Raw genomic sequence first — 24,235 nt, forward strand, 5'->3', positions numbered from 1 at the left:
CCACCGCGCTCAGAGCGTCTTGCCGGTCGCCGGACCCACGATCAGACCGTCGCCGAAGGCGTCCACCCGGACCGTGTCGCCGTCCTTGACCTCGCCGGACAGGATCTCCTTGGCGAGCCGGTCGCCGATCGCGGTCTGGACGAGGCGGCGCAGCGGGCGGGCGCCGTAGGCCGGGTCCATGCCTTCGACGGCGAGCCAGTCCAGGGCCGCGTCGGTGATCTCCAGGGTGAGCCGGCGCTCGGCGAGCCGCTTCGCGAGCCGGTCGATCTGGAGCCGCGCGATCCGGCCGAGCTCGTCCTTGGTGAGGGCGGAGAAGACGACCAGGTCGTCGAGCCGGTTGAGGAACTCCGGCTTGAAAGAGGCCCGCACGACCTCCAGGACCTGCTCCTTCTTCTCCGCCTCACTGGTGATCGGGTCGACCAGGAACTGGCTGCCCAGGTTGGACGTCAGCACCAGGATGGTGTTGCGGAAGTCGACCGTACGGCCCTGACCGTCCGTCAGGCGGCCGTCGTCCAGCACCTGGAGCAGGATGTCGAAGACCTCCGGATGGGCCTTCTCCACCTCGTCGAGCAGCACCACGCTGTACGGCCGCCTGCGCACCGCCTCGGTCAGCTGGCCGCCCTCCTCGTAGCCGACGTAACCGGGAGGCGCGCCGACGAGCCGGGCGACGCTGTGCTTCTCGCCGTACTCGCTCATGTCGATGCGGACCATGGCCCGCTCGTCGTCGAAGAGGAAGTCGGCGAGCGCCTTGGCGAGTTCGGTCTTGCCGACGCCGGTGGGGCCGAGGAAGAGGAAGGAGCCGGTGGGCCGGTCGGGGTCGGCGATCCCGGCCCGGGTGCGCCGTACGGCGTCGGAGACGGCCCGCACGGCCTCGCCCTGGCCGATGAGCCGCTTGCCCAGCTCCTCCTCCATGCGCAGGAGTTTCTGCGTCTCGCCCTCCATGAGGCGGCCGGCCGGGATGCCGGTCCAGGCGGCGACGGTGTCGGCGATGTCGTCGGCGCCGACCTCCTCCTTGACCATGGTGTCCTTGGCGGCCTCCTCCTCGGCCTCGGAGGCGGCCTCCAGGTCCCGTTCCAGGGTGGGGATCTCGCCGTAGAGCAGCTTGCTGGCGGTGTCGAAGTCGCCGTCGCGCTGGGCGCGTTCGGCCTGGCCGCGCAACTCGTCCAGCTTCTCCTTCAGTTCACCGACCCGGTTGAGGGACTGCTTCTCCTTCTCCCAGCGGGCGGTCAGGCCCCGCAGCTCCTCCTCCTTGTCGGCGAGGTCACGGCGCAGCCGCTCCAGGCGCTCGCGGGAGGCCGGGTCGGTCTCCTTGACCAGCGCGAGCTCCTCCATCTTCAACCGGTCGACACCGCGCTGGAGTTCGTCGATCTCCACGGGCGAGGAGTCGATCTCCATCCGGAGCCGGGAGGCCGCCTCGTCGACGAGGTCGATGGCCTTGTCGGGCAGGAAGCGGGAGGTGATGTACCGGTCGGAGAGGGCCGCGGCGGCCACCAGCGCGCTGTCGGCGATCTGGACCTTGTGGTGGGCCTCGTAGCGCCCCTTGAGCCCGCGCAGGATGGCGATGGTGTCCTCGACGCTGGGCTCGGCGACCAGCACCTGCTGGAAGCGGCGCTCCAGGGCGGGGTCCTTCTCGATCCGCTCGCGGTACTCGTCGAGAGTCGTCGCCCCCACCATGCGCAGCTCACCGCGGGCGAGCATGGGCTTGAGCATGTTGCCGGCGTCCATGGAGGAGTCCCCGCCGGCGCCCGCGCCCACGACCGTGTGCAGCTCGTCGATGAAGGTGATGATCTGCCCGTCGGAGTCCTTGATCTCGGCGAGGACGGTCTTCAGCCGCTCCTCGAACTCACCGCGGTACTTGGCGCCGGCCACCATGGCACTCAGGTCGAGCGACACGAGCCGCTTGTCCTTGAGCGACTCGGGCACGTCCCCCTTGACGATCCGCTGGGCGAGCCCCTCGACGACGGCGGTCTTGCCGACGCCGGGCTCGCCGATGAGGACGGGGTTGTTCTTCGTACGGCGGCTCAGCACCTGCACGACCCGGCGGATCTCCTGGTCGCGGCCGATGACGGGGTCGAGCTTGCCGTCGCGTGCGGCGGCGGTGAAGTCGGTCCCGAACTTCTCCAGGGCCTTGTACTGCCCCTCCGGGTCGGCGGTGGTCACCCTGCGCCCTCCTCTGGCCTTCTGGAAGGCGTCGATCAGCTTCTTCGGGGTGGCACCCTGCCCGGTCAGCACCTCGGCGGCCGGGCCGCCCTTGGCGGCGATGCCGACGAGCAGGTGCTCGGTGGAGAGGTACTCGTCGCCGAGGTCCTTGGCACGGGCCTGGGCGTCGGCGATGACGGCGAGCAGGTCCCGGTTGGGCTGCGGGGGCGCCACGGTGGACCCGGCCACGCTGGGCAGCGCGCCGAGCGCCTTCTCGGCCCCGGCCCGCACGGCGGCCTGGTCGGCGTCCACGGCGGCCAGCAGGTCGGTGATGTTCGCATTGTCCTGCCCCTGGAGCAGCGCGAGGAGCAGGTGGGCGGGGGTGAGGTCCGGGTGTCCCTCGGTCACGGCCCGGTTGCCGGCCGCATTGATCGCGTCCCGGCTCCGGTTGGTCAGCTCGGCATCCACGTGTCCGTACTCCTCCTCGGTGTCAGCTCCTGTACCGACTCCTGTTACTGACTCAGTCAGCGTACATAAAGTTGAGTCTATTCCACTCAAGGCAGCCCGTGGGAGGAATGAGGGACTAGCTTCCCGGCATGACCTCCTACGCCCAGGATCCGGGTGCCCCGGACCCGTCGTTCCTCAGCTTCTGGCGCGAACGGCATCTGTGCACACTGACGACACCACGCCCGGACGGGAGCCCGCACGTGGTGCCCGTCGGGGTGACATACGACCCCGAGGCCCGTCTTGCTCGGGTGATCGCGAGCAAGACGAGCGCGAAGGTACGGCACGTGCTGGCGGCCGGGGAGGACGGGGCCGCGGTGGCGGTGTGCCAGGTGGCGGGGCGGCGGTGGGCGACACTGGAAGGGCGGGCGCGCGTGCGCACCGAGCCGGACCGGGTGGCGGAGGCGGTGCGCCGGTACGCCGAGCGCTACGAGCGGACGCCGGCGCCGAACCCGCTGCGGGTGGTCGTCGAGATCTCGCTCACGGGAGCGATGGGGCATTTCTGAGCCACGGCGCGATCGGCCGATACCCCGAAATGTCGCCCAAAACTGCAGCGGCGTCACCGTGTTCAGGTCACGGTGACGCCGCTGCGGGGGGAAGCACCTGAGCGATCTGTTACGACGGGGGAATCGCGTCAGGCACTGCGGGGGGTGGCTGAGATGGTCCGCGGGGTGGGGGTTTCCGGTTCCACCAGCCGATGGTCTCGTTGGTCCAGATTCACAAAGATCATTCCGTACCGGATGGCACATCGAACGGGCTGCGGCGCCCCCCGAGGCCGCCGCAGACACCGATACGCCCGTACGTCCTCGTCCTCGTCCCGCGTGACGACCACCGGTTCGCCGAAGACGGTCACCATCAACGAGTCACCGGAGTGGGGGATCGCGGTGACGAGGTCGATGAAGTGCCAGCCGGAGCGGTAGGCGGTGGCCATTTCTCTGCGGAAGGAGCGGTCGTCGGGTGGAGTAGTCATGTCAGTCCCAGACCGTGTCCGCCGGGAAAGCCTGTGCTTCGTCGCCGGCGACCACGGTTTGCGCGGTCCCGGCCCCACCCACTCCCTGAACGTCGCTCTTCGCGCCGGAGAGGCCGGCGAGTGCGCCGAGAGCCACAACGGCGGAGAAGGCGGCGACAAGCACCGAGCGAAGCATTCTGTTACGCATAGTCGGCTTCGTCCTCACTTGAAGGTCCCCTTTTCCCCCGTCGAGTAAGACGATGGCTCATTCGGGCACGTCATGGCCACACGAACGGTGCATCATGTTCCTGCATGTTCAGGACCCTGGGGGGTGGAAATTTGGTATCGAATGGGACAAAGGTGACACATCCCCATGCGGTGACCGAGTTGTGTGAAGAAGGTGGCCGTCTTTACGCCAACGCTCTGCGGACAGGACGCGTCTCCCGCGCGGACGCGGAGTCGGTTCCCTGTCTGCTGGATTTCGCCCTTCTGCACCCCGACCCGGACGACGCGAACTGGATGCTTCCGGTTCCGCCTTCGGTCGCGCTCGCCCAGCGTCTCAACCCGCTGGAGCACGAGATCACCGAGCGCAGACGCATGTCGATCGAGCTGGCCGACGCCTTCGAACCGTTCATGGCGCTCAGCGCCCAGCAGGTGGCGCCGGCGCACTCGATCACTGTCCTGGAGGGGCTCGACCGGATCAACACGGCGCTCGACCTGGCGACGTCCCAGTGCCAGTCCGAGGTGCTCACGGTCCAGCCGAGCCGAGGCCAGCGTCCCGAGAACCGGCTCATCGAGGGGCTGGAACGGGACAGGACCCTCATCGAGCGGGGCGTCCGGATCCGGACCCTCTACCAGCACGTCGCCCGGTACAGCCCCGAGCGGCTGGCCTACATGGAGCAGTTCGCCGACGGCAAGGTGGAGTACCGCACCATCGACGAGCTGGTGGAGCGGCTCATCATCTGCGACGAGACGGTGGCCTTCATCCCGGTCCGGGACGACCGGCAGGTCGCCCTGGAACTGCGGCACCCGGGTCTGGTCGGCTATCTGGTCAAGGTCTTCGAGTTCATGTGGAGCCGGGCGGTCCCGCTCAGCGCCGGCGCCCCCTACGAGACCGCGCCGGACGGCATCACGGACATCCAGCACTCCATCGCCAAACTCCTCGTCGAGGGGCACGTCGACGAGGCGATCGCCCGCCGCCTGGGCATGAACGTACGCACCTGCCGCGCCCACATCGCCAAGCTGGCGACCGTCCTGGGCAGTGGGAGCCGCGCTCAACTCGGCTTCCTCATCGCGCAGTCGGGGCTCCTCGACCAGGGCAAGCCGGCATCGGAGGGGGACGCCCGTCCGTGACCGGGGCCCACACGCAAGCAGGAGGGGAGTGACCGAGTGAGCACGGTGCCCCATCCCGAGCACGGCGTGGAGAACCTGTGCGCGGCAGGGACGGAGCTGTACGCGCGTGCCCTGCGCGAGGGGCATGTGCCCGGCGTGGACGCCGGGGAAGCGCCCTGTCTGCTCGACTTCGGGCTCCTGCACCCGGCCGTCACGGACCCGGAGCGGCTGGAACCGGTCGCCCCCGCCGTCGCCCTGCACCGCATGCTGCGGATCGCGGAGGAGCGCGTCGCGGACGAACGGCGGCGCGAGGCCCTGCTGGCCGAGACGTTCGAGCCGCTGATGCGGATCGACGGCGGCCGTACGGGTGCCGACGACTCCTCGTCGATCAATGTCCTCAGCGGTCTCGACCTGATCAGCCGGGTCATCGGCCAGGCCGTGGCCGCGGGTTCCGAACTGCTGGCCGTCCAGCCGAACACCAGCGACAGACACGCCCAGCAGCCCCCGCCCGTGCATGTCGAGGCCTTCGACCGCGACCAGGCCCTGCTCGACCGCGGCGGCCGTATCCGCACCCTCTACCAGCACACGCTCCGGCACGCGCCGAGCATCGTGGCCCGCTACGAGCGGCTGAACGGCGATGTGGAGGCCCGCAGCCTGGACGAGGTGACGGAGCGTCTGATCATCGTCGACCGGGCCGTGGCCTTCATCCCCGCCAACAAGGACCGCACCCTCGCCCTGGAGATCCGCCACCCCGCCCTGGTCGCCTTCTTCGTCACCGCCTTCGACCGGCTGTGGCGGCTGGCCACCCCGATGTACCCGGAGGCGGTGCAGCAGCCCACGCGCAACGGCATCACCCCGCGCCAACGGGCCATCGCCGCCCTGCTCGTCGAGGGCCACACCGACGCCGTCATCGCCGACCGGCTCGGCATGAACATCCGCACCGCCCGCGTCCACATCGCCAAACTCGCCGCCACCCTCGGCAGCGAGAGCCGCGCCCAGCTCGGCTGCCTCATCGGACGGTCCGGGATTCTTGACCGGGGAGCGTGATCGAGGGGACGGCCGTCGGACCGTCCAGGCCCACCTGCGCTATCCGGACGCCCAGTTGCGTACGACTGGCCGCCCCGAGCGTCTCCGACAGCCGCGCGATGTGGGCCCGGCAGGTGCGCACGCTGATCCCGAGGCGTTCCGCGATCACCGCGTCCTGGTGGCCCTCGGCCAGCAGGGCGGCGATGGACTGCTCGCGGTGGGAGATGCCCTCGATGCCGGTGTCGGGCAGGGGGGCGGTGAGGGGGATCGCCAGGCGCCACAGCCGCTCGAAGACCGTCACCAGGTACTCCACCAGCGCCGGGTGCCGTAGCTCCAGGGCGAGGGTGCGATCGGCGTTGGCGGGGATGAAGGCCACCGTGCGGTCGAAGAGGATCAGCCGGTCGATGACCTCGTCCAGTGTCCGCGCCTGGACCGTGCCGCCCATCAACTCCAGGTAGTTCAGGAGCCCTTGGCCGTGCCGGGCGACATGCGTGTACAGGTCCCGCATCCGCACGCCCCGGCCGCGCAGCGCCAGCGCCCGGTGCAGCCCCTCGGTCAGCTCGTGCTCGGGACGGATGCCGCCGGGCTGGACCGTGAGGACCTCCGTCGTGCACGCCTCGGTCGCCTCGTCCATCGCGGCCTGGATCCGGGAGAGGCCGTCGAGGACCCGGATCGCGGTCCCCTCACCGACGCCCGGCACGACACTGGGCCCGAGCCCCGCGTACCGCTCCACCGCCGCGACCGCCGCCCCCACCCGCCGCTGGCTCGCGCTCACCTCGTCGTGAACACCGCGCAGCAGCCGGGTCATGACCTCCTGGGGTGCCGTCGGCACCAGCCAGTCCATGTCGTCGGGGTCCGGGTGCAGCAGGGCCAGTTCCAGCAGACAGGGCACCGGTTCGGCGTCGGCGCGCGGCACACGGCCGCGCCGTACGGCCCGGGAGTACACCCTGTCCCCGGCCTCGCACAGCCGGTCAGCACCGTGTGGATGGTCGTCCGCCCCGAGCCCGGCCATTGCCCATCCCACCCCCGGTTCCAGCGTCTACCGCCCTCTTGTCCTGTTCCCCATCGGAGCGTCGAAGCCCCCTCGGCTCCGCAACTATGCGCGGCCCGGACCGGCTCCGCAACACGGCTCATCGCGCCAGGGGCAGGGAAATCAGCAGGTATGCGACATTATCTACGGCCCTCCGTCCGCCCGCCTGCAACAAGCTGACGGTGGACGGCCACCCTCACGAGTGCATCGTGAAGCCCCTTGCTCCGGGTGCCGGCACCCGGCGACGGAACAACCCGCTCCGCACGTCAACTCGCGGAAACCCCTAAGTGATCACCCCGTTACGTGCCGCACTTAACGTCAGGCCATGGCGGACATATTTGACGCGTACGCGTTGGCCGACGCGTGGGACGAGATGTTCGAGCGGCCGGGCGAGGTCAGGACCGCCTACGAGCCGGTGCTGGCGGCGCTTCAGCCGATCGAGCCGAGTGAACTGCGGTTCCGGGCCGACCAGATGGCCCGCGCCTTCACCGACCGGGGCGTGACCTACGCCTTCGCGGGCGAGGAACGGCCCTGGCCGCTGGACCTGGTGCCCAGGATCCTGGACGCCCTCGAATGGGATCTCATACAACGCGGGGTGGGCCAGAGAGTCAGGGCCCTGGAGGCCTACCTCGCCGACGCCTACGGACCGGCCCGTGCCTTCGAGGACGGGGTCGTGCCCTGGCGGCTGCTGCTGAACTCCCCGCACTTCCACCGCGCCGCGCACGGGCTCGAACCCGTGGGCGGTGTGCGCATCCATGTCGCCGGCATCGACCTGGTACGGGACGAACAAGGCGACTTCCGGGTCCTGGAGGACAACGTCCGGGTGCCCAGCGGCGTGTCGTACGTGATCGAGAACCGGCGCGCCATGACCCGGGTCTTCCCCTCCCTCTTCGCCGAGCAGCACGTGCTCCCCGTCGACGGTTACGCGCAGAAGCTGCTCGCCGCCCTGCGCGCCGCCGCGCCCGACGGCGCCCAGGACCCACGGGTCGTGGTCCTCACCCCCGGCCCCAGCAACGCCGCCTACTTCGAACACGCCCTGCTCGCACGGTTGATGGGCGTGCAGCTGGTCGAGGGGCACGACCTGGTGTGCCGGGGCAACCGGGTGTGGATGCGCACGACCCGCGGCGAGGTGCCCGTCCATGTCGTATACCGGCGCCTGGACGACGACTTCCTCGACCCGCTCCACTTCCGCCCCGACTCGGTGATCGGCTGCCCGGGCATCCTCGGCGCGGCCATGGCGGGCCATGTCACCCTCGCCAACGCGGTCGGCAACGGCATCGCGGACGACAAGCTGCTGTACACCTACGTCCCGGACCTGATCCGCTACTACCTCTCCGAAGAACCGATTCTCCCCAACGTGGAGTCGTTCCGGCCCGACGAACCCGGGCAACTGGACGCCGTCCTCGACCAGATCGACCAGCTCGTCGTGAAGCCCGTCGACGGGGCCGGCGGCCAGGGCATCGTCATCGGACCCAAGGCCGACCGCGCGACGCTGGAGCGGACCCGAGCGGCCGTCCGCAGGGACCCCCGCGGCTTCATCGCCCAGCGCCCGGTCGCCCTGTCCACCTCTCCCACCCTCACGGGCGAACGCATGGCACCCCGCCACATCGACCTGCGCCCCTTCGCCGTCAACGACGGCAACGACATCTGGGTCCTGCCCGGCGGCCTGACCCGGGTCGCCCTCCAGGAGGGCAACCTGATCGTCAACTCCAGCCAGGGCGGCGGCTCCAAGGACACCTGGGTGCTCGCCGAGGGCCCCGCGGAGCCGCCCACGCCGGCGAACGGGACCGCCCTCCTGGACATCGCCCCACGTCAGCACGGTCCCGACGGCAACCCCACCGTCGTACAGGAAGGGGCCCAGCAGTGAACGACGTGATCCTCTCCCGGATAGCCGAGGCACTGACCTGGACCGGCCGGTACGTCGAACGGGCGGACAACACCGGCCGGATCCTCGACGCCTACCTCCACCGCCTGCTGGAGGACCCGTGGCGCGACGAGGACGTGGCCTGCCGGTCGCTGTACGCGATCCTCGGCGTCGACGCGGGCGGCACCCGGGTCGACATGCAGCAGGTCCTCGACCAGCTCGCCTTCGACGCCCGCTCGACCTGCTCCATCGAGGGAGCGCTCGGTGCCGCCCGGCTCAACGCCCGCAGCGCCCGTGAGGCCGTCTCCTCGGAGATGTGGGAGTGCCTGAACTCCACCTGGCACGCCCTGGCCGACCAGCGGCTCGCGGCCCGCCGTACGGGCCCCTACGCCTATCTGGAGCTCGTACGGCGGCGCGCGGCCCTCTTCTTCGGGCTCGCCGACTCCACCATGAGCCGCGACGACAGCTGGCGTTTCGTGGTGCTGGGCCGGAGTCTGGAGCGGGTGGACATGACCGTACGACTGCTGTCGGTCCGGGTCCTGGACGCGGCCCACGCGCCCGACTGGCCGACCCTGCTGAGCGCTTCGGGCGCCGACGAGGCGTACGCGCGCGTGTACGGCGGTTTCGGCGACACCCCGCGCGTGGCCGAGTTCCTGCTCCTCGACCGCGACTTCCCGCGCTCCGCGCTGCACGCCCTGACGACAGCCGAGGAGTGCCTGACCGCGCTCGGCCGACCGCGCCAGGATCCCGCGCGCCGCCCCATCGGCCGGCTGCGCACCCGTCTCGAATATCTCGACCTGCAGGCCCTGGAGGAGCAACTCCCGCTGCTGCTGAGGGACTTGCAGACCGCGTGCATGGCCTCCGCGGAGGCGGTGGCGGAGCGGTTCTTCCCGTACCAGGGGCCCGTCGAGTGGGCCCAGGAAGGAGCGTGAGCATGACCAGCCGCCTCCGGATCAAGCACGTCACGAAGGTCTCGTACGCCCAGCCCGTGGCCTCGTCCCACAACGAGGTCCGCATGACCCCGTTGACCCTGCCCGCCCAGACCACCCTGGACTCCCGGGTCACCGTCAACCCGACCACGCCCACCTGGTCGTACTGGGACTACTGGGGCACCCAGGTCACCGGCTTCGACCTGATGGACCCGCACGGCCATCTCAGCATCACGGCCTCCAGCCTGGTCGAGACCCACCCGGCGGGACCGCTCCCCGCCCCGCCGACCTGGGCCGAGCTCGGCCGGCAGACCGCGGACTCCCGCCTGCTGGAGTTCCTCGACTCCACCGTGCGGACGACCGTTCCCGCCGGACTGGTGGAGAAGGCACGGGAGACCTCGGCCGGACTCGACGTCCACGCGACGGCGGTCGCCGTGTCCGCCCTCGTCGCCGACCGGGTCTCCTACCTGCCCGGCACCACGGGCGTGAACACCTCCGCCGCCGAGGCCTGGGAGCAGGGCGCCGGTGTCTGCCAGGACATCGCCCATGTCACCCTCGCGCTGCTGCGGGGCGTGGGCCTGCCGACGCGATACGTCTCCGGCTATCTGCATCCCGAGCGGGACGCGGAGCTGCACCGGCCGGTGGCGGGACAGAGCCACGCCTGGGTCGAGTACTGGGCGGGCGAGTGGTGCGGCTACGACCCCACCAACCGGGTCCGGGCCGACGAGTCCCACGTGGTGGTGGGCCGGGGCCGGGACTACGACGACGTGACCCCGCACAAGGGGATCTACCGGGGTGTGGCGGGAGGGCCGCCGGAGGTGACCGTGGAGTTCACGCGGGTGGCGTGAACGGCGAAGAGGGGGCCGCGGGGGGAATCCCCCGCGGCCCCCTCCGCACGGCTACTTCAGGCCCGCCGCCTGGCAGGCGCTCTGGTACTGCGAGGTGCAGATGTCCTTGACGGAGTAGATGCCGTCCTTGACGACCGTGCTCTTGATGTTGTCCCTCGTCAGCGCGACGACCTGGACGAGCTGGGCCGGGATCTTCTTGTTCGTGGGGCTGTCGACGCTGTCCGTGGCGAGGGCGTCGAACTGGATGCCCTTGCCCTGGATCTTCGTCACGGCCATCTCGGCGGCGGCCTCGGCCTCGTCCGGGTAGGGCTTGTAGACGCTCATGTACTGCTCGCCCGCGACGATCCGCTGCACCGCGGCCAGCTCCGCGTCCTGGCCCGTGATCGGCGGGAGCTTGCTCATGCCCGCGTCCTCCATCGCCTGGATGGCGGCACCGGCCATGGCGTCGTTGGCGGAGTACACGGCCTTGATGTTGCCCTTGCCGATCGCACTGATCGCCTCGGCCATGTTCTTCTGCGCGGTCTCCGGCTTCCAGCCGTCGACGTCGTAGGTCTTGGCGATCGTCACCTTGCCGTTGAGCTCGGACATCGCGCCCGCCTTGAACTGCCCGGCGTTCGGGTCGGACGGCGAGCCGTTGATCATCACGATCTTGTCGGAGGTGTCGATGCCCGAGCCGAGCGCCTCCAGGAGGGAGCGGCCCTGCACCTCGCCGACGAGCTCGTTGTCGAAGGAGACGTACCCGTCGATCGGGCCCTCGGCGAGCCGGTCGTAGGCGATGACGGGGATGCCCGCGTCCTTGGCCTTCTGCACCGTGCCGGCGATGGCGTGCGAGTCCACGGCGTCCAGCAGGATGACGTCGACCTTCTGGTCGATCATCTGCTGCATCTGCGTGGCCTGCTTCTTGGCGTTGGCCTCGCCGTTGGCGTAGACGGTCTTGCCCTGCTTGCCGGTGAGCTCGGCGACCTTCTTCTTGATGATCGGGTAGTCGAACTCCTCGTAGCGGGTGTTCGTCTTCTCCGGCATCAGCACACCCACGGTGATGTCGTTGCCCTTGGTCGGACTCGCCTCGCTCCCGCTCGCGGCGCCGAGCGCGCCGCAGGCGGCCAGCGAGAAGGTCATCGTGGACGCGGCCACGGCTATGGCGATACGACGCATGGGGCTGCTCAATTCTGGTGCTTTCCGGACGCGGGCGCGGCATTGCGGCCCATGTGACTGAAAAGCCAACGCGGGGCCGCCCACCGACGTCAAGCGGAATCACTTAACGAGTGCGCAACGCCACTCTCCGCCGACGGTGTGAAGACTTGGCGCGAACACTAGTACAACCAACTTCACACCTCGCGAGTCGTGATCACAGCAGCCGCACAACTGCTGTTCCTTACCCGACCAGAGGATCGAATGAAGTCAGCCAGACGGACGACCGCCACCACCGTCGTTCTCGCCACCGCGGGCACCCTCTTCACCGTCGCCGCGACCCCCGCCTCCGCGGCCGTGAACTGTGCGTCTCCCGTGTTCAAGCGGCAGTTCTACGCGAACACGAGCCTGTCCGGCACCCCGAAGAAGACCGACTGCGACGACGCGATCGACCAGTCCTGGAGCGGCGCCCCCGTCACCGGCCTCCCGAAGGACAACTTCGGCGTCCGCTGGACCGTGACCCGCGACTTCGGCTCCGGCGGCCCCTTCGCACTCAACGCCACCGGCCTGGACGGCATCCGCGTCTACCTCGACGGCGTCCGCAAGATCGACCTCTGGAAGAACGTCTCCACCACGGTCGCGAAGACCGCCAACGTCACCGTCCCGTCCGGGACACACACCCTGCGCATCGACTACGCCAACTGGACCGGCGCCGCCAAGGTCAAGGTCACCTACACCCCGCGCACCTCCGCCGACGTCGACAAGGTCAAGCCCCTCACCCCGACCGGCACTTCCGTCACCTACGACAAGAGCACCCGCAAGACCAAGGTCACCTGGGCGAAGAACAAGGAGATGGACCTCGCCGGGTACCAGGTCCACCGGCGGCTCAAGGGCACGTCGTACGGCACCAAGCCGCTCACGACGACCACCTCGACCTCGTACACGGACACCCCGCCGCCCACCGGCGCCACGTACTACTACGAGGTCCGCGCCCGCGACAAGGCGGGCAACACCTCGGGCGGCACCGCCGACCAGCCCGTCACCACCGTGGACACGACTCCGCCCGCGGCGCCGTTCCTGGAGATGGACTCGTGTCCGGTGGGCCAGCCCTACGCGGCACCGGAGCTCGTCACGACCTCGGAGAACGCGGCCGACATCGCCCTGTACGAGATGCAGCGGCTCGACCCCGTCACCCGCACATGGGCCACCGTGTACACCGGGACCAAGGGAGCGATCTGCGACACCGGTTACGCCGCCGACGGCAGCAAGGTCACCTATCGCGGCCGGGCCCGGGACGCCGTCGGGAACTGGTCCGCGTACTCGGCGGCCACCACCTTCACCACGTCCGACCTGACACCGCCCGCCACCGCCGCCGACGCGCGCGTCGAGTACCGGTCGGGCGTTCCGCACGTGGTGTGGTCGGCCGTCGACGGGGCGGCCTCGTACCAGGTCCTCCAGTACGACCCGGCGACCGGCGGCTGGCTCGACGCGCTGCCCGGCGCCAAGGGCAACACCCCGACCACCACCACGGGGACCGACGCCGTGCCGCGCCAGCTGCTCGCGGTCGCCGACGGCTACCGGTACGCGGTGCGCTCGGTGGACGCGAAGGGCAACGCGGCCGCTCCGGTGGAGGTCACGCTGACGATGGCCGACCGGCCCGAGGCGATCGCACCGTTCAGCACCACCGCGAACAGGTTCGACGAGGGGGTGATGATCGAGTGGAGCAGCGCCGACCCGTGGACCTTCGGCGAGGACAGGCCCCTGCTCACCTACCGGATCGTCCGCACCGACAAGGCGACCGGCGAGCGCAGCGTGGTGGCCGCCTGCAAGCCCAACAACTCGCAGGACCTGCCGCTGACGGACCCGGAGACGTACTGGACCTGGAACACCGGCGACGCCCCCGACTACGCCGGTCCCCGGCAGATCAACGGCGTCTGCTGGGACGTCTCCGGTGCCTCCGAGACGACGTACGACTACACGGTCATGACGATCGACCCGTTCGGCCATGAGTCGCGGCCCGGCCCCGCCGCCACCGGGACCACGCCGGACACCGTGCGCCCGGCCCCGGTGGAGAACCTGGCCGCCGAGCAGATCCCGCTCGGTGTGCGCCTGACCTGGACACCGCCCGCCGACGACGACGTCACGAGCTACAAGGTGTGGCAGGGCGTCACGGACCCGGAGACCGGCGAGACGGTATGGGACCAGAACTGCTGGACGGGGCGACTCCCTGGCCGACACCGAGATCCTCTGCCCGACGGTCCCCGACGGCGCCGCGCACACCTACAAGGTGGCCGCCACGGACGGCTCCCCCCTGATCGACTGGTGGGCCGGCCCCGAGGCCTTCCACCCCGCCGAGCTCTCCGTCACCCTGCCCGACACCCGGCCGCCAGGCTGGACGGGGACCGAGATCCGTCAGGCCCAGTACCCGCAGCTGTACGTCGGCTGCTCCGAGAGCTCCGGCCTCGGCGACTGCGACCGGTTCGCGAGCTACCGCGTGGAGCGCTGGGACCCGGCGTCGGCCGCCTACGTCACCCTCACCGAGGGCACGATGCACGACGCCGTGTTCTTCATGGACAGCACGGTCCACGAGGACACGCTGGGCCTGTACTACTACCGCGTCGTCCGCCTCGACGCCGCCGGCGCCGAGGCCGCGACCACGCCGATCGCGTACGGCGTCTGGGACTCCTGGATCTGAGCCCGCACGGACGGAGAAGGGGCCCGGAGGATTCTCCGGGCCCCTTCTCCTCTGCTGTGCCTAGTCCTTGGCCTTCTTGGGACGCCACACCACCAGCGCGCTGGTGTGCTGGACCTCCTGGTACGGCACCAGGTCACGGCGGTACGACGCGTGCACCGCCGCCTCGCGCTGCTGGATGGCCGCCGCGGCGCCCTCGACGGCCGCCTGGAGCTCGGCCACCCGGGACTGCAGCGCCGCGACCTGGTTCTCCAGCTCGATGATGCGCTTGATGCCTGCGAGGTTGATGCCCTCGTCCTGCGACAACTGCTGGACGGTGCGCAGCAGTTCGATGTCCCGGGCCGAGTAGCGCCGGCCCCGGCCCGCGGTGCGGTCCGGGGACACCAGGCCCAGGCGGTCGTACTGACGCAGCGTCTGCGGGTGCAGGCCGGAGAGCTGGGCCGCCACCGAAATGACGTAGACCGGGGTTTCCTCGGTCAGTTCATACGGGTTCCGTCGACGACCGTCCATCTCCGTCATGCTCCCTTCGCGGCCTGGAACAGCTCCGCCCGTGGATCCTCACCCACGGTCGCCTCGCGATACGCCTCCAGCGCGTCACGAGCCTTCCCCGACAGCTCGGTCGGGACACTCACCTCGACGGTGACCAGCAGGTCTCCCCGGGTGCCGTCCTTGCGGACGGCGCCCTTGCCCCGCGCCCGCATGGTGCGGCCGTTGGGCGTGCCCGGGGGCAGTTTCAGCGTCACGGCGGGGCCGCCGAGCGTCGGCACCTTGACCTCGCCGCCGAGCGCCGCCTCGGAGAAGGTCACCGGGACCGTCACCGTGAGGTTGTCGCCCTTGCGGCCGAAGACGGGGTGCGTGTCGACGTGCACGGTGACGTACAGGTCGCCCGCGGGGCCGCCGCGTTCACCGGGCGCCCCCTTTCCGCGCAGCCGGATCCGCTGCCCGTCGGAGACGCCCGCCGGGATGCGGACCTGCATGGTGCGGGAGGACTTGGCCCGCCCGGAGCCCTTGCAGATCTCGCAGGGGTTCTCCGCGATCAGGCCGCGGCCCTTGCAGTCCGGGCACGGGTCGGTGAGGGAGAAGCCTCCCCCGGAGCCCCGGGCCACCTGGCCGGTGCCCACACAGGTCGGGCACACGCGCGGGTTGCCGTTGGCGTCGCCGGTGCCCGAACAGGCCTTGCAGGGGGCCTGCGAGGACATCCTGAGCGGGACGGTCGCACCTTCGATCGCCTCGGTGAAGCTGAGGGTGACCTCGGTGTCGATGTCCTGGCCGCGCCTTGGCTGGACGCGCGTAGTTCCGGAGCTGCCCCGGTTGAACAGGCCCCCGAAGACGTCTCCGAGTCCACCGCCGAAGCCACCGGCGCCCTGCTGGCCCCCGCCCTGGGCGCCGCCTCCGAAGAGGTCGCCCAGGTCGAAGTTGAAGGAGCCGCCCGCGCCGCCCGGCCCCGGGCGGAAGCCGCCGTTGCCGAACAGGGCGCGGGCCTCGTCGTACTCCTTGCGCTTCTTGGGGTCACCGAGGACGTCGTTCGCCTCGGAGATCTCCTTGAAGCGCTCCTCGGCCTTGGTGTTGCCCTTGTTGGCGTCCGGGTGGAACTCGCGGGCGAGCTTGCGGTACGCCTTCTTGATCTCGGCCTCGGTGGCGTCCTTGGGGACGCCGAGGACCTTGTAGTAGTCCTTCTCGATGAAGTCCTTGGTGCTCATCCTCGACGCGCCCCCTTTCCGGTGTCCCGATCGTTCTCTTCGACCTCAGCCCTCCTCAGGGCCGTTGTCCTTGTCGTCGCCGGCCTCGGACCCGTCCTCGGCCTTGACCGCCTGCGCGCCCGGCTGCGGTTCGGCGACGGCCACCCGCGCGGGGCGGATGGTGCGCTCGCCGAAGCGATACCCGGGCTGCAGAATCGCCACGCACGTCGTCTCGGTGACGTCGGGCGCATACGAGTGCATCAGGGCCTCGTGGATCGTCGGGTCGAAGGGCTCGCCCTCCTTGCCGAACTGCTGCAGGCCCATCTTCGCGGCGACGGTCTCCAGCGACTCCGCGACGGACTTGAACCCGCCGAGAAGCTCACCGTGTTCCCGCGCGCGGCCGATGTCGTCGAGCACGGGCAGGAGTTCGGTCAGGAGGTTCGCGATGGCGATCTCCTTGACCGTGATCCGGTCCCGCTCCACGCGGCGGCGGTAGTTCTGGAACTCGGCCTGGAGCCGCTGGAGGTCCGCGGTGCGCTCGTCGAGCGCCTTGCGCGACTGGTCCAGCTGGGCCGTCAGGCCGGCGATCTGCGCTGTTGCGTCCCCGGCCGGGGCCGCCCCCGCCTCCGAAGAGGGGTCGGCGGCCTTCGGCTCGGCGTCGTCGGGGGTGGCGCCGGAAGGGACGTCGGGCTTCTCGTCGAAGCCCGGGGTCTCCTCCGTCACGCGGCACCGTCCTTGCGCTCGTCGTCCACGATCTCGGCGTCCACGACGTCGTCGTCCGCCTTGGCCTGGGAGGCACCGGCGTCCTCGCCGTCGGCGGCCTGTCCGGCCTGGGCGTCGGCGTACATGGCCTGGCCGACCTTCTGGGAGACCGCGGCGACCTTCTCGGTGGCGGTGCGGATCTCCGCGGTGTCCTCGCCCTTGAGCGCGGCCTTCAGCTCCTCGACGGCGGCCTCGACCTCGGTCTTGACCTCACCGGGGACCTTGTCCTCGTTGTCCTTGAGGAACTTCTCCGTCTGGTAGACGAGCTGCTCGCCCTGGTTGCGGGTCTCGGCGGCCTCGCGGCGGCGGTGGTCCTCCTCCGCGTACTGCTCGGCCTCCTGGCGCATCCGGTCGACCTCGTCCTTCGGCAGCGAGGAGCCGCCGGTGACGGTCATCTTCTGCTCCTTGCCCGTGCCCAGGTCCTTCGCGGTCACGTGCATGATGCCGTTGGCGTCGATGTCGAAGGCGACCTCGATCTGCGGGACACCGCGCGGGGCCGGCGGCAGACCGGTCAGCTCGAACATCCCGAGCTTCTTGTTGTACGCCGCGATCTCGCGCTCGCCCTGGTAGACCTGGATCTGCACGGAGGGCTGGTTGTCCTCGGCGGTGGTGAAGATCTCGGACCGCTTGGTCGGGATCGTCGTGTTCCGCTCGATGAGCTTGGTCATGATGCCGCCCTTGGTCTCGATGCCGAGGGACAGCGGGGTCACGTCGAGGAGCAGGACGTCCTTGACCTCACCCTTGAGGACACCGGCCTGCAGGGCGGCGCCGATGGCGACGACCTCGTCCGGGTTGACGCCCTTGTTGGCGTCCTTGCCGCCGGTGAGCTCCTTGACGAGCTCGGCGACGGCGGGCATACGGGTGGAGCCACCGACGAGGACGACGTGGTCGATCTCGTTGATGGAGACGCCGGCGTCCTTCATGACATTGAAGAACGGGGTCTTGCAGCGCTCCAGGAGGTCCGCGGTCAGCTGCTGGAACTGAGCCCGGGTGAGCTTCTCGTCCAGGTGCAGCGGGCCCTCGGCGGAGGCGGTGATGTAGGGCAGGTTGATCGAGGTCTCCGTCGAGGAGGACAGCTCGATCTTCGCCTTCTCGGCGGCCTCGCGCAGACGCTGCAGCGCCATCTTGTCCTTGGCGAGGTCCACGCCGTGACCGGACTTGAACTGCTGCACCAGGTAGTCGACGACACGCTGGTCCCAGTCGTCACCACCGAGGTGGTTGTCACCGTTGGTGGCCTTCACCTCGACGACGCCGTCGCCGATCTCCAGGAGGGACACGTCGAAGGTGCCGCCACCGAGGTCGAAGACGAGGATCGTCTGGTCGTCCTTGTCGAGGCCGTAGGCGAGCGCGGCCGCGGTGGGCTCGTTGACGATGCGCAGGACGTTCAGGCCCGCGATCTCGCCGGCCTCCTTGGTCGCCTGGCGCTCGGAGTCGTTGAAGTACGCCGGGACGGTGATGACCGCGTCGGTCACCTTCTCGCCCAGGTAGGACTCGGCGTCCCGCTTCAGCTTCTGCAGGATGAAGGCGGACATCTGCTGCGGGTTGAAGGGCTTCCCGTCCAGCTCCGTCTTCCAGTCGGTGCCCATGTGACGCTTCACCGAACGGATGGTCCGGTCCACGTTGGTGACCGCCTGGCGCTTGGCCACCTCGCCGACCAGCACTTCGCCGTTCTTCGCGAAGGCGACGACGGACGGCGTGGTCCTGGCACCCTCGGCGTTGGTGATGACGGTGGGCTCGCCGCCTTCGAGAACGCTGACGACGGAGTTAGTCGTGCCCAGGTCGATGCCGACCGCACGTGCCATGGTTGATTCCTCCAGCTGACTTGAGTGGAACAGGCTCAAGTGTGCACGACGCCCCCCGCCCGGTCAACAGACCTGAGTCATACGGGCTCAACTCTTATCCGTTCCTTACACGCAACTGGGCTCTGACCTGCGTCGATACCGGACGCGGGACACTGTGGCCTTTGACACGAAGGAGTGCGAGTACGACGACCAGGGCGCCCCCGGCGACCCAGAGGGCGCCGGTCGCGGCGAGCCACCCGAGGTGCACCAGGACCCCGACGAGTACCCCGCCGAAGGCCGCGGCACCGAGGACGACGCACGCCCCCTGCGGAGTGAGCCCGAGCCGCCGCAGCCGGTGGGCGAGATGGTCGGGGGCGGCCCGCAGCAGCGGCCGCCCGGACAGTCCCCGGGCCAGGACGACGAGCACGACGTCGGCGCTCACCAACGCCGTCAGCGCGAACAACACCCCCGCGCCGGAGCCGAGTTCCTGCCCCGCGCGGGTCGTCACAGCCGCGGCCGCGAGCACGAACCCGGTGAACAGCGACCCGCACGCGCCGAGCCCCGCGCGCGCGGGATGCCAGTTGTGCATCAGGAACCCGGTCAGCGCGGCGGCCAGGACGCTCAGCAGCACGGCGAGCCCGTCCATCACCTCGGCCGCCGCACAGGCCCCCGCCCCGAAGGCGGTGACGACCCCGACGGTCCCGGCGAGTCCGTCGGCGTGGTCCAGCGCCTTGAACCCGAGGGCGACGAACACGATCCAGCCGACCGCGAGGAGCCCGGCGGCCACCCCCGTCTCCTCGTACGGCACGACACAGGCCGCCGCCACGGCCGTACCGCCCACGAGGAACCGCGCCTTGACCCGGCGCGCGTCGGCGACGAGCCCGAGGAGGGCCACGCCGGCCCCGGCGACGAGCAGGCGTCCCACCTCGGGCCCGAGCGGGGTGACGCCCCGCCAGTCCCCGACGAACGCCACCCCGCAGGTGGCGGCCACCACCGCGACGCCGCCGGACAGCGGCATCGGCCGTCGCCATCGCCGGTCGACGATGCCGAGGCGCAGGGCGGCCACCCGCAGCACGGCGGCGAGCACGGCGGCGAGGAGCAGGGCGGAGGTGGCGGCAAGGATCCCGTAGAGCACGAGCCTAAATTAGCGCCGCATGTACCAATTCATCACGAATAACACGATCGGGTTTTAAGGTAACCCTCAGCGATTCAGATCACGGCGTGCCCGGCTACAGTGCGGCGGAAGATGGGGGTAGTCTCAGACGGACTGCATAAGTTACCGCTTAGTAATGACGAGGATCCCTCCTCACGGATCACTCGTAGACCCCTCGCAGGCCCGAGGAGCCCCCAAATGCAACTCGCCGCGATCATCGTGTCGCTGGTTCTGATCGTGGTCGGCGTGGCCCTGTTCGCCCGCGCCCTCCTGCAGATCTACACCTTCATGCGGCTCGGTCAGGACGTGCCCGCGGGCACCCGCACGGACGAACCCGGCCGGCGCACCGTCACCGTGGCCAAGGAGTTCCTCGGCCACACCCGGATGAACCGCTGGGGCATCGTCGGTGTCGCGCACTGGTTCGTGGCGGTGGGCTTCTTCACCCTGCTGCTGACGATCGTCAACGCCATCGGCCAGCTGTTCCAGGCCGACTGGATCCTGCCGGTCCTCGGCGACTGGGCGCCGTACAACGTCTTCGTCGAGTTCATCGGCACGATGACCGTGCTCGGCATCCTGACCCTGATCGTGATCCGCCAGCTGAGCCACCCGCGCGACCCGGGCCGCAAGTCCCGCTTCGCCGGCTCCAACTTCGGCCAGGCGTACTTCGTCGAGACCGTCATCCTCGTCGTCGGCGTCTGCATCTTCATGCTGCACGCCCTGGAGGGTGCCCAGCACCACGTGGACGGCTACGAGGCCTCGTTCTTCATCTCGTACCCGGTGGTCCACTGGCTCGAGGGCATGGACGTCTCGACGCTCCAGAACCTCACGTACTTCTTCGCCGGCCTGAAGATCGCCACCTCGTTCATCTGGATGATCGTGGTCGCCCTGAAGACCGACATGGGTGTGGCCTGGCACCGCTTCCTCGCGTTCCCGAACATCTGGTTCAAGCGGAACGCGACGGGCGAGACCTCGCTCGGCGCGCTGCTCCCGATGACCTCCGGCGGCAAGCCGATCGACTTCACCGACCCCGGTGACGACGACGTCTTCGGTGTCTCCCAGGTCGAGCAGTTCTCCTGGAAGGGCCTGCTGGACTTCTCCACCTGCACCGAGTGCGGCCGCTGCCAGTCGCAGTGCCCCGCCTGGAACACCGGCAAGCCGCTCTCCCCCAAGCTCCTGATCATGTCCCTGCGCGACCACGCGCACGCCAAGGCGCCGTACCTGCTCGCGGGTGGCGGCAAGTCCATGGAGGGCGAGGAGAAGGCGTCCGAGGAGCAGCTGGCCGGGGTGCCGGCGGCGGCTCTGGCGGAGGCCGAGCGCCCGCTGATCGGCACGCTCGAAGAGAACGGCGTCATCGACCCGGACGTCCTGTGGTCCTGCACCACCTGCGGTGCCTGTGTCGAGCAGTGCCCGGTGGACATCGAGCACGTCGACCACATCGTCGACATGCGCCGCTACCAGGTGATGATCGAGAGCGCGTTCCCCTCCGAGGCGGGCACGATGCTCAAGAACCTGGAGAAGAAGGGCAACCCCTGGGGCCTGGCCAAGAAGCAGCGCCTGGAGTGGCTCAAGGAGGTCGAGTTCGAGGTCCCGGTCGTCGGCCAGGACATCGAGGACCTCACCGAGGTCGAGTACCTGTACTGGGTCGGCTGCGCGGGCGCCCTGGAGGACCGGGCCAAGAAGACCACGAAGGCCTTCGCCGAGCTGCTGCACATCGCGGGCGTCAAGTTCGCGATCATGGGCGGCGACGAGAAGTGCACCGGTGACTCCGCCCGGCGTCTCGGCAACGAGCCCCTGTTCCAGGAGCTCGGCATGGAGAACGTCATGGCGCTGAACATGGCGTTCGGCGAGGAGCTGGACGACGACGGCAAGGTCGTGGCCGAGTCCGCGAAGCCGAAGTCGGCCAAGAAGATCGTCGCGACCTGCCCGCACTGCCTCAACACGATCGGCAACGAGTACCCGCAGCTCGGCGGCGACTACGAGGTCATCCACCACACCCAGCTGCTCCAGCACCTCGTCGACGAGGGCAAGCTGGTCCCGGTGACCCCGGTCGAGGGCATCATCACCTACCACGACCCGTGCTACCTGGGCCGCCACAACAAGATCTACACGCCCCCGCGCGAGATCATCGCGAACGTGCCCGGCCTCCGGAACGAGGAGATGCACCGCCACAAGGAGCGCGGCTTCTGCTGCGGTGCCGGTGGCGCGCGGATGTGGATGGAGGAGCGGATCGGCAAGCGCATCAACAACGAGCGCGTCGACGAGGCTCTTTCGGTGAACCCCGACATCGTCTCGACGGCCTGCCCGTTCTGCCTGGTCATGCTGACCGACTCGGTCAACGGCAAGAAGAACGACGGCAAGGCCAAGGAGTCGATCCAGGTCGTCGACGTGGCCCAGCTGCTGCTGGAGTCCGTCAAGACCCCGGGCGACCCGCAGGACTCGGCGGAGCCGGAGAGCGCTCCGGAGCCGGAGCCGGTGAAGTAGCGGTCACCACGGTGCTGTTCGGCGCCCCCGGGTCCTGACGGGCCCGGGGGCGCCGCGTTTTGTCCGGCCGGTCGCGCTCCGTGGACTCGACTCGTACCCGTGGTGGAAGCAGACCTGTTGCCCGGCCGAGAGACAGCGGACGGCCCTCCCGCCGACGGTCCCGGTCACGGAGGCGGAGGCCGGGTGGATGAAGGGCCGCAGGTCGAGATCTCCAGCGGCTCGCGCCTGCGCGTCCTCCAGGGCCGTACGAGGGGCCCCTCCACCAAGGCGACGGTCACCGTCGAACCCCCCGCCACCGGCACCACCCGGTTGGTCGCGGTCGGCGACTTCGACGGCGACGGCCGGGCGGACCTGGCGGTGCGGACGTACCGGAGCGGGACGAAGGACACCGTCGCGGTCTACCCCGGCACGAAGAAGGGGCTCGTGAGCGCCGAGCCGGCGGTCACGCTCTCGACGTCGGCGTTCCGCACGGAAACCCCGTAGGGGACGGACGAGACCTCCCTTAAGGGATGTCACAGCTCAGCAGCAAAGCCGTCCCCGAAACGCCGGGCCGCACACGTCACTCCCCGGGACCAGGTACGTTCGAAGACGTGGCTGGATTCAGGATCGGACGCGGCCGGGACAACGGCGCTCCTCACACGCGACCGCAACAACCTCCGTACGGGCAGCAGGCGCCCCAGGGACAGCCGTACGGCTATCCCCCCGCGCCGCAGCCCCACCCGGGCCAGTGGACCCAGGGCGGGGGCGGGGGTTACGACGAGCCGGAGTACTTCGGCGACGGCAGCGGCGCCCCACAGGGCGGCCATGACCCGTACGCGGCGAACAACCCGGGCCACACCCAGGCGTTCTCCGTCGGCGAGGACCCCTACAACCAGGGCGGCACCTACCGCGCGGGCTCGGCCCCGGCGGGCCCCGTGGGCCCCCGCCTGCACTGGAAGGAACTCCTGAAGGGCATCCTGCTCTCCCCCAAGCAGACCTTCCTGCAGATGCGCGACTACACGATGTGGGGCCCGGCCCTCATCGTGACCTTCCTGTACGGCCTCCTCGCGGTCTTCGGCTTCGAGGGCGCCCGACAGGACGCGATCAACGCCACGCTGTCGAACGCGATCCCGATCGTCCTGACGACAGCGGTCGCCATGGTCCTGTCCGCCTTCGTCCTCGGCGTCGTCACCCACGCCCTGGCCCGCCAGCTCGGCGGCGACGGCGCGTGGCAGCCCACGGTCGGCCTCTCCATGCTGATCATGTCCCTGACCGACGCCCCCCGTCTGATCGTGGCCATGTTCTTCGGCGGCGACGCCTCCTTCGTCCAGCTCCTCGGCTGGGCGACCTGGGTGGCGGCCGGCGCTCTGCTCACCCTGATGGTGTCCAGGTCCCACGACCTGCCGTGGCCGAAGGCACTCGGCGCCTCCGCGATCCAGCTGATCGCACTGCTGTCGATCGTGAAGCTGGGGACGTTCTAGCCGCACGCCGCACGATGCCCTCCGGTACGGTCCCGGGCCATGACGAGTGGCAACGGCGTACCGGAGAAGGTGGCGTGGGTCCTGGTGCGGGACGGCCGGGTGTTGGTGACGCGCAGTCACGGCAGAGACCGCTTCTACTTCCCGGGCGGTCATCGCGAACCTGGCGAGTCCGACAGCGAGACCCTGGTGCGGGAGATCGACGAGGAACTGCGGGCGGCGATCGACCCCGCTTCCATGGTGCACTTCGGCACGTTCGAGATCGGCGAGGGCCATCCGGAGCACGGCCCCTTCCGGATGATCTGCTACACCGCCGATCACCGCGGTGAGCTGACCCCGTCACGGGAGATCGCCGAGAAGGCATGGTTCCGCCATACCGACCGGGACCGTGTCTCGGCGGTCGACGCGATGGCCTTCGACGCGCTGCACGAGGCGGGCCGGCTCACCTGATCCCACGGCCGGACCGGTCGGAGAACTC

General features: G+C 69.9%; 20 protein-coding genes and 1 pseudogene. 11 read left to right on the forward strand and 10 right to left on the reverse strand.

Annotated features, from left to right (window positions below; translation table 11 throughout):
• Positions 1-9: 9 nt before the first annotated feature.
• A complete protein-coding gene (gene clpB / locus RKD20_RS20850; RefSeq protein WP_424879043.1) occupies positions 10-2,607 on the reverse strand; it encodes an ATP-dependent chaperone ClpB in 2,598 nt (865 codons plus the stop codon).
• 128 nt (positions 2,608-2,735) lie between these two features.
• Between clpB and RKD20_RS20855 the strand changes: the two genes are divergently transcribed.
• The gene (locus RKD20_RS20855) at positions 2,736-3,149 is read left to right on the forward strand and encodes a pyridoxamine 5'-phosphate oxidase family protein (protein WP_424879044.1); all 414 of its coding nucleotides are present in this window, start codon (positions 2,736-2,738) and stop codon (positions 3,147-3,149) included.
• A 128-nt stretch (positions 3,150-3,277) separates the two neighbouring features.
• Here RKD20_RS20855 and RKD20_RS20860 read toward each other — a convergent pair whose 3' ends face one another.
• Complete coding sequence (locus tag RKD20_RS20860) at positions 3,278-3,613, reverse strand: hypothetical protein (RefSeq protein ID WP_028807949.1); 336 nt, start codon at positions 3,611-3,613, stop codon at positions 3,278-3,280.
• A gap of 291 nt (positions 3,614-3,904) precedes the next feature.
• Between RKD20_RS20860 and RKD20_RS20865 the strand changes: the two genes are divergently transcribed.
• Together RKD20_RS20865 and RKD20_RS20870 are read left to right on the forward strand one after the other, a co-directional pair.
• Complete coding sequence (locus RKD20_RS20865) at positions 3,905-4,945, forward strand: helix-turn-helix transcriptional regulator (RefSeq protein WP_424879045.1); 1,041 nt, start codon at positions 3,905-3,907, stop codon at positions 4,943-4,945.
• Between the two features lie 36 nt (positions 4,946-4,981).
• Positions 4,982-5,971, forward strand: a complete 990-nt coding sequence (locus RKD20_RS20870) for a LuxR C-terminal-related transcriptional regulator (protein ID WP_424879046.1) — start codon at positions 4,982-4,984, stop codon at positions 5,969-5,971.
• On the opposite strand, the gene RKD20_RS20875 is transcribed toward RKD20_RS20870, so the two are convergent.
• On the reverse strand, positions 5,934-6,962 hold the full coding sequence (locus tag RKD20_RS20875) for a helix-turn-helix transcriptional regulator (RefSeq protein ID WP_381335423.1): 1,029 nt from the start codon (positions 6,960-6,962) through the stop codon (positions 5,934-5,936). The genes RKD20_RS20870 and RKD20_RS20875 overlap by 38 nt on opposite strands.
• Before the next feature lie 343 nt (positions 6,963-7,305).
• Between RKD20_RS20875 and RKD20_RS20880 the strand changes: the two genes are divergently transcribed.
• From RKD20_RS20880 to RKD20_RS20890, 3 genes are read left to right on the forward strand one after another with little or no spacing between them, the layout of a single operon-like run.
• Entirely contained in the window at positions 7,306-8,847 is a 1,542-nt protein-coding gene (locus RKD20_RS20880) for a circularly permuted type 2 ATP-grasp protein (RefSeq protein WP_424879047.1), read from the forward strand.
• Complete coding sequence (locus RKD20_RS20885; protein ID WP_424879048.1) at positions 8,844-9,776, forward strand: alpha-E domain-containing protein; 933 nt, start codon at positions 8,844-8,846, stop codon at positions 9,774-9,776. Before RKD20_RS20880 ends, RKD20_RS20885 begins: the two co-directional genes overlap by 4 nt.
• A gap of 2 nt (positions 9,777-9,778) precedes the next feature.
• Entirely contained in the window at positions 9,779-10,621 is an 843-nt protein-coding gene (locus RKD20_RS20890; protein WP_424879049.1) for a transglutaminase family protein, read from the forward strand.
• Between the two features lie 51 nt (positions 10,622-10,672).
• On the opposite strand, the gene RKD20_RS20895 is transcribed toward RKD20_RS20890, so the two are convergent.
• Complete coding sequence (locus RKD20_RS20895) at positions 10,673-11,776, reverse strand: sugar ABC transporter substrate-binding protein (RefSeq protein WP_424879050.1); 1,104 nt, start codon at positions 11,774-11,776, stop codon at positions 10,673-10,675.
• A gap of 240 nt (positions 11,777-12,016) precedes the next feature.
• On the opposite strand from RKD20_RS20895, the pseudogene RKD20_RS20900 reads away from it, so the two are divergent.
• Positions 12,017-14,447, forward strand: a pseudogene (locus tag RKD20_RS20900) (PA14 domain-containing protein).
• A 60-nt stretch (positions 14,448-14,507) separates the two neighbouring features.
• Here the strand turns inward: RKD20_RS20900 and RKD20_RS20905 are convergent.
• The 5 genes from RKD20_RS20905 to RKD20_RS20925 all read right to left on the reverse strand — a co-directional run bounded on the left by RKD20_RS20905 (position 14,508) and on the right by RKD20_RS20925 (position 19,801).
• On the reverse strand, positions 14,508-14,954 hold the full coding sequence (locus RKD20_RS20905) for a heat shock protein transcriptional repressor HspR (protein ID WP_424883279.1): 447 nt from the start codon (positions 14,952-14,954) through the stop codon (positions 14,508-14,510).
• Positions 14,955-14,959: 5 nt separating this feature from the next.
• A complete protein-coding gene (dnaJ, locus tag RKD20_RS20910; RefSeq protein WP_424879051.1) occupies positions 14,960-16,144 on the reverse strand; it encodes a molecular chaperone DnaJ in 1,185 nt (394 codons plus the stop codon).
• 45 nt (positions 16,145-16,189) lie between these two features.
• Complete coding sequence (gene grpE / locus RKD20_RS20915) at positions 16,190-16,846, reverse strand: nucleotide exchange factor GrpE (RefSeq protein ID WP_424879052.1); 657 nt, start codon at positions 16,844-16,846, stop codon at positions 16,190-16,192.
• Positions 16,843-18,687, reverse strand: coding sequence for a molecular chaperone DnaK (gene dnaK, locus RKD20_RS20920; RefSeq protein ID WP_359428881.1), 1,845 nt, complete (start codon positions 18,685-18,687; stop codon positions 16,843-16,845). The genes grpE and dnaK overlap by 4 nt, the downstream gene beginning before the upstream one ends.
• Positions 18,688-18,781: 94 nt before the next feature.
• Positions 18,782-19,801 (reverse strand): MraY family glycosyltransferase, encoded by a 1,020-nt coding sequence (locus tag RKD20_RS20925; protein ID WP_424879053.1) that lies wholly within the window; start codon positions 19,799-19,801, stop codon positions 18,782-18,784.
• A 216-nt stretch (positions 19,802-20,017) separates the two neighbouring features.
• Here RKD20_RS20925 and RKD20_RS20930 point away from each other — a divergent pair, with 216 nt between their 5' ends.
• On the forward strand, positions 20,018-22,300 hold the full coding sequence (locus RKD20_RS20930; RefSeq protein WP_424879054.1) for a (Fe-S)-binding protein: 2,283 nt from the start codon (positions 20,018-20,020) through the stop codon (positions 22,298-22,300).
• Between the two features lie 3 nt (positions 22,301-22,303).
• Here RKD20_RS20930 and RKD20_RS20935 read toward each other — a convergent pair whose 3' ends face one another.
• Complete coding sequence (locus tag RKD20_RS20935) at positions 22,304-22,468, reverse strand: nucleotidyltransferase domain-containing protein (protein WP_424879055.1); 165 nt, start codon at positions 22,466-22,468, stop codon at positions 22,304-22,306.
• 15 nt (positions 22,469-22,483) lie between these two features.
• Between RKD20_RS20935 and RKD20_RS20940 the strand changes: the two genes are divergently transcribed.
• From RKD20_RS20940 to RKD20_RS20950, 3 genes are read left to right on the forward strand one after another with little or no spacing between them, the layout of a single operon-like run.
• Positions 22,484-22,783, forward strand: a complete 300-nt coding sequence (locus tag RKD20_RS20940; RefSeq protein WP_424879056.1) for an FG-GAP repeat protein — start codon at positions 22,484-22,486, stop codon at positions 22,781-22,783.
• A gap of 26 nt (positions 22,784-22,809) precedes the next feature.
• Entirely contained in the window at positions 22,810-23,760 is a 951-nt protein-coding gene (locus RKD20_RS20945; RefSeq protein WP_424879057.1) for a YIP1 family protein, read from the forward strand.
• A gap of 39 nt (positions 23,761-23,799) precedes the next feature.
• Positions 23,800-24,207: an NUDIX hydrolase gene (locus tag RKD20_RS20950; RefSeq protein WP_020119278.1), complete on the forward strand. Its 408-nt coding sequence runs from the start codon at positions 23,800-23,802 to the stop codon at positions 24,205-24,207.
• Positions 24,208-24,235 lie beyond the last annotated feature (28 nt).

The organism is Streptomyces sp. SLBN-8D4, assembly GCF_049739545.1.
Taxonomy (GTDB): Bacteria; Actinomycetota; Actinomycetes; order Streptomycetales; family Streptomycetaceae; genus Streptomyces; species Streptomyces canus_C.

Coding starts and splice junctions, on each gene's coding strand:
- dnaK (WP_359428881.1), bottom strand. CDS start 18,687: ATGGCACGTGCGGTCGGCATCGACCTGGGCACGACTAACTCCGTCGTC.
- RKD20_RS20905 (WP_424883279.1), bottom strand. CDS start 14,954: ATGGACGGTCGTCGACGGAACCCGTATGAACTGACCGAGGAAACCCCG.
- RKD20_RS20855 (WP_424879044.1), top strand. CDS start 2,736: ATGACCTCCTACGCCCAGGATCCGGGTGCCCCGGACCCGTCGTTCCTC.
- RKD20_RS20950 (WP_020119278.1), top strand. CDS start 23,800: ATGACGAGTGGCAACGGCGTACCGGAGAAGGTGGCGTGGGTCCTGGTG.
- RKD20_RS20880 (WP_424879047.1), top strand. CDS start 7,306: ATGGCGGACATATTTGACGCGTACGCGTTGGCCGACGCGTGGGACGAG.
- RKD20_RS20890 (WP_424879049.1), top strand. CDS start 9,779: ATGACCAGCCGCCTCCGGATCAAGCACGTCACGAAGGTCTCGTACGCC.
- RKD20_RS20945 (WP_424879057.1), top strand. CDS start 22,810: ATGTCACAGCTCAGCAGCAAAGCCGTCCCCGAAACGCCGGGCCGCACA.
- RKD20_RS20895 (WP_424879050.1), bottom strand. CDS start 11,776: ATGCGTCGTATCGCCATAGCCGTGGCCGCGTCCACGATGACCTTCTCG.
- dnaJ (WP_424879051.1), bottom strand. CDS start 16,144: ATGAGCACCAAGGACTTCATCGAGAAGGACTACTACAAGGTCCTCGGC.
- RKD20_RS20930 (WP_424879054.1), top strand. CDS start 20,018: ATGCAACTCGCCGCGATCATCGTGTCGCTGGTTCTGATCGTGGTCGGC.
- RKD20_RS20860 (WP_028807949.1), bottom strand. CDS start 3,613: ATGACTACTCCACCCGACGACCGCTCCTTCCGCAGAGAAATGGCCACC.
- RKD20_RS20875 (WP_381335423.1), bottom strand. CDS start 6,962: ATGGCCGGGCTCGGGGCGGACGACCATCCACACGGTGCTGACCGGCTG.
- RKD20_RS20865 (WP_424879045.1), top strand. CDS start 3,905: ATGTTCAGGACCCTGGGGGGTGGAAATTTGGTATCGAATGGGACAAAG.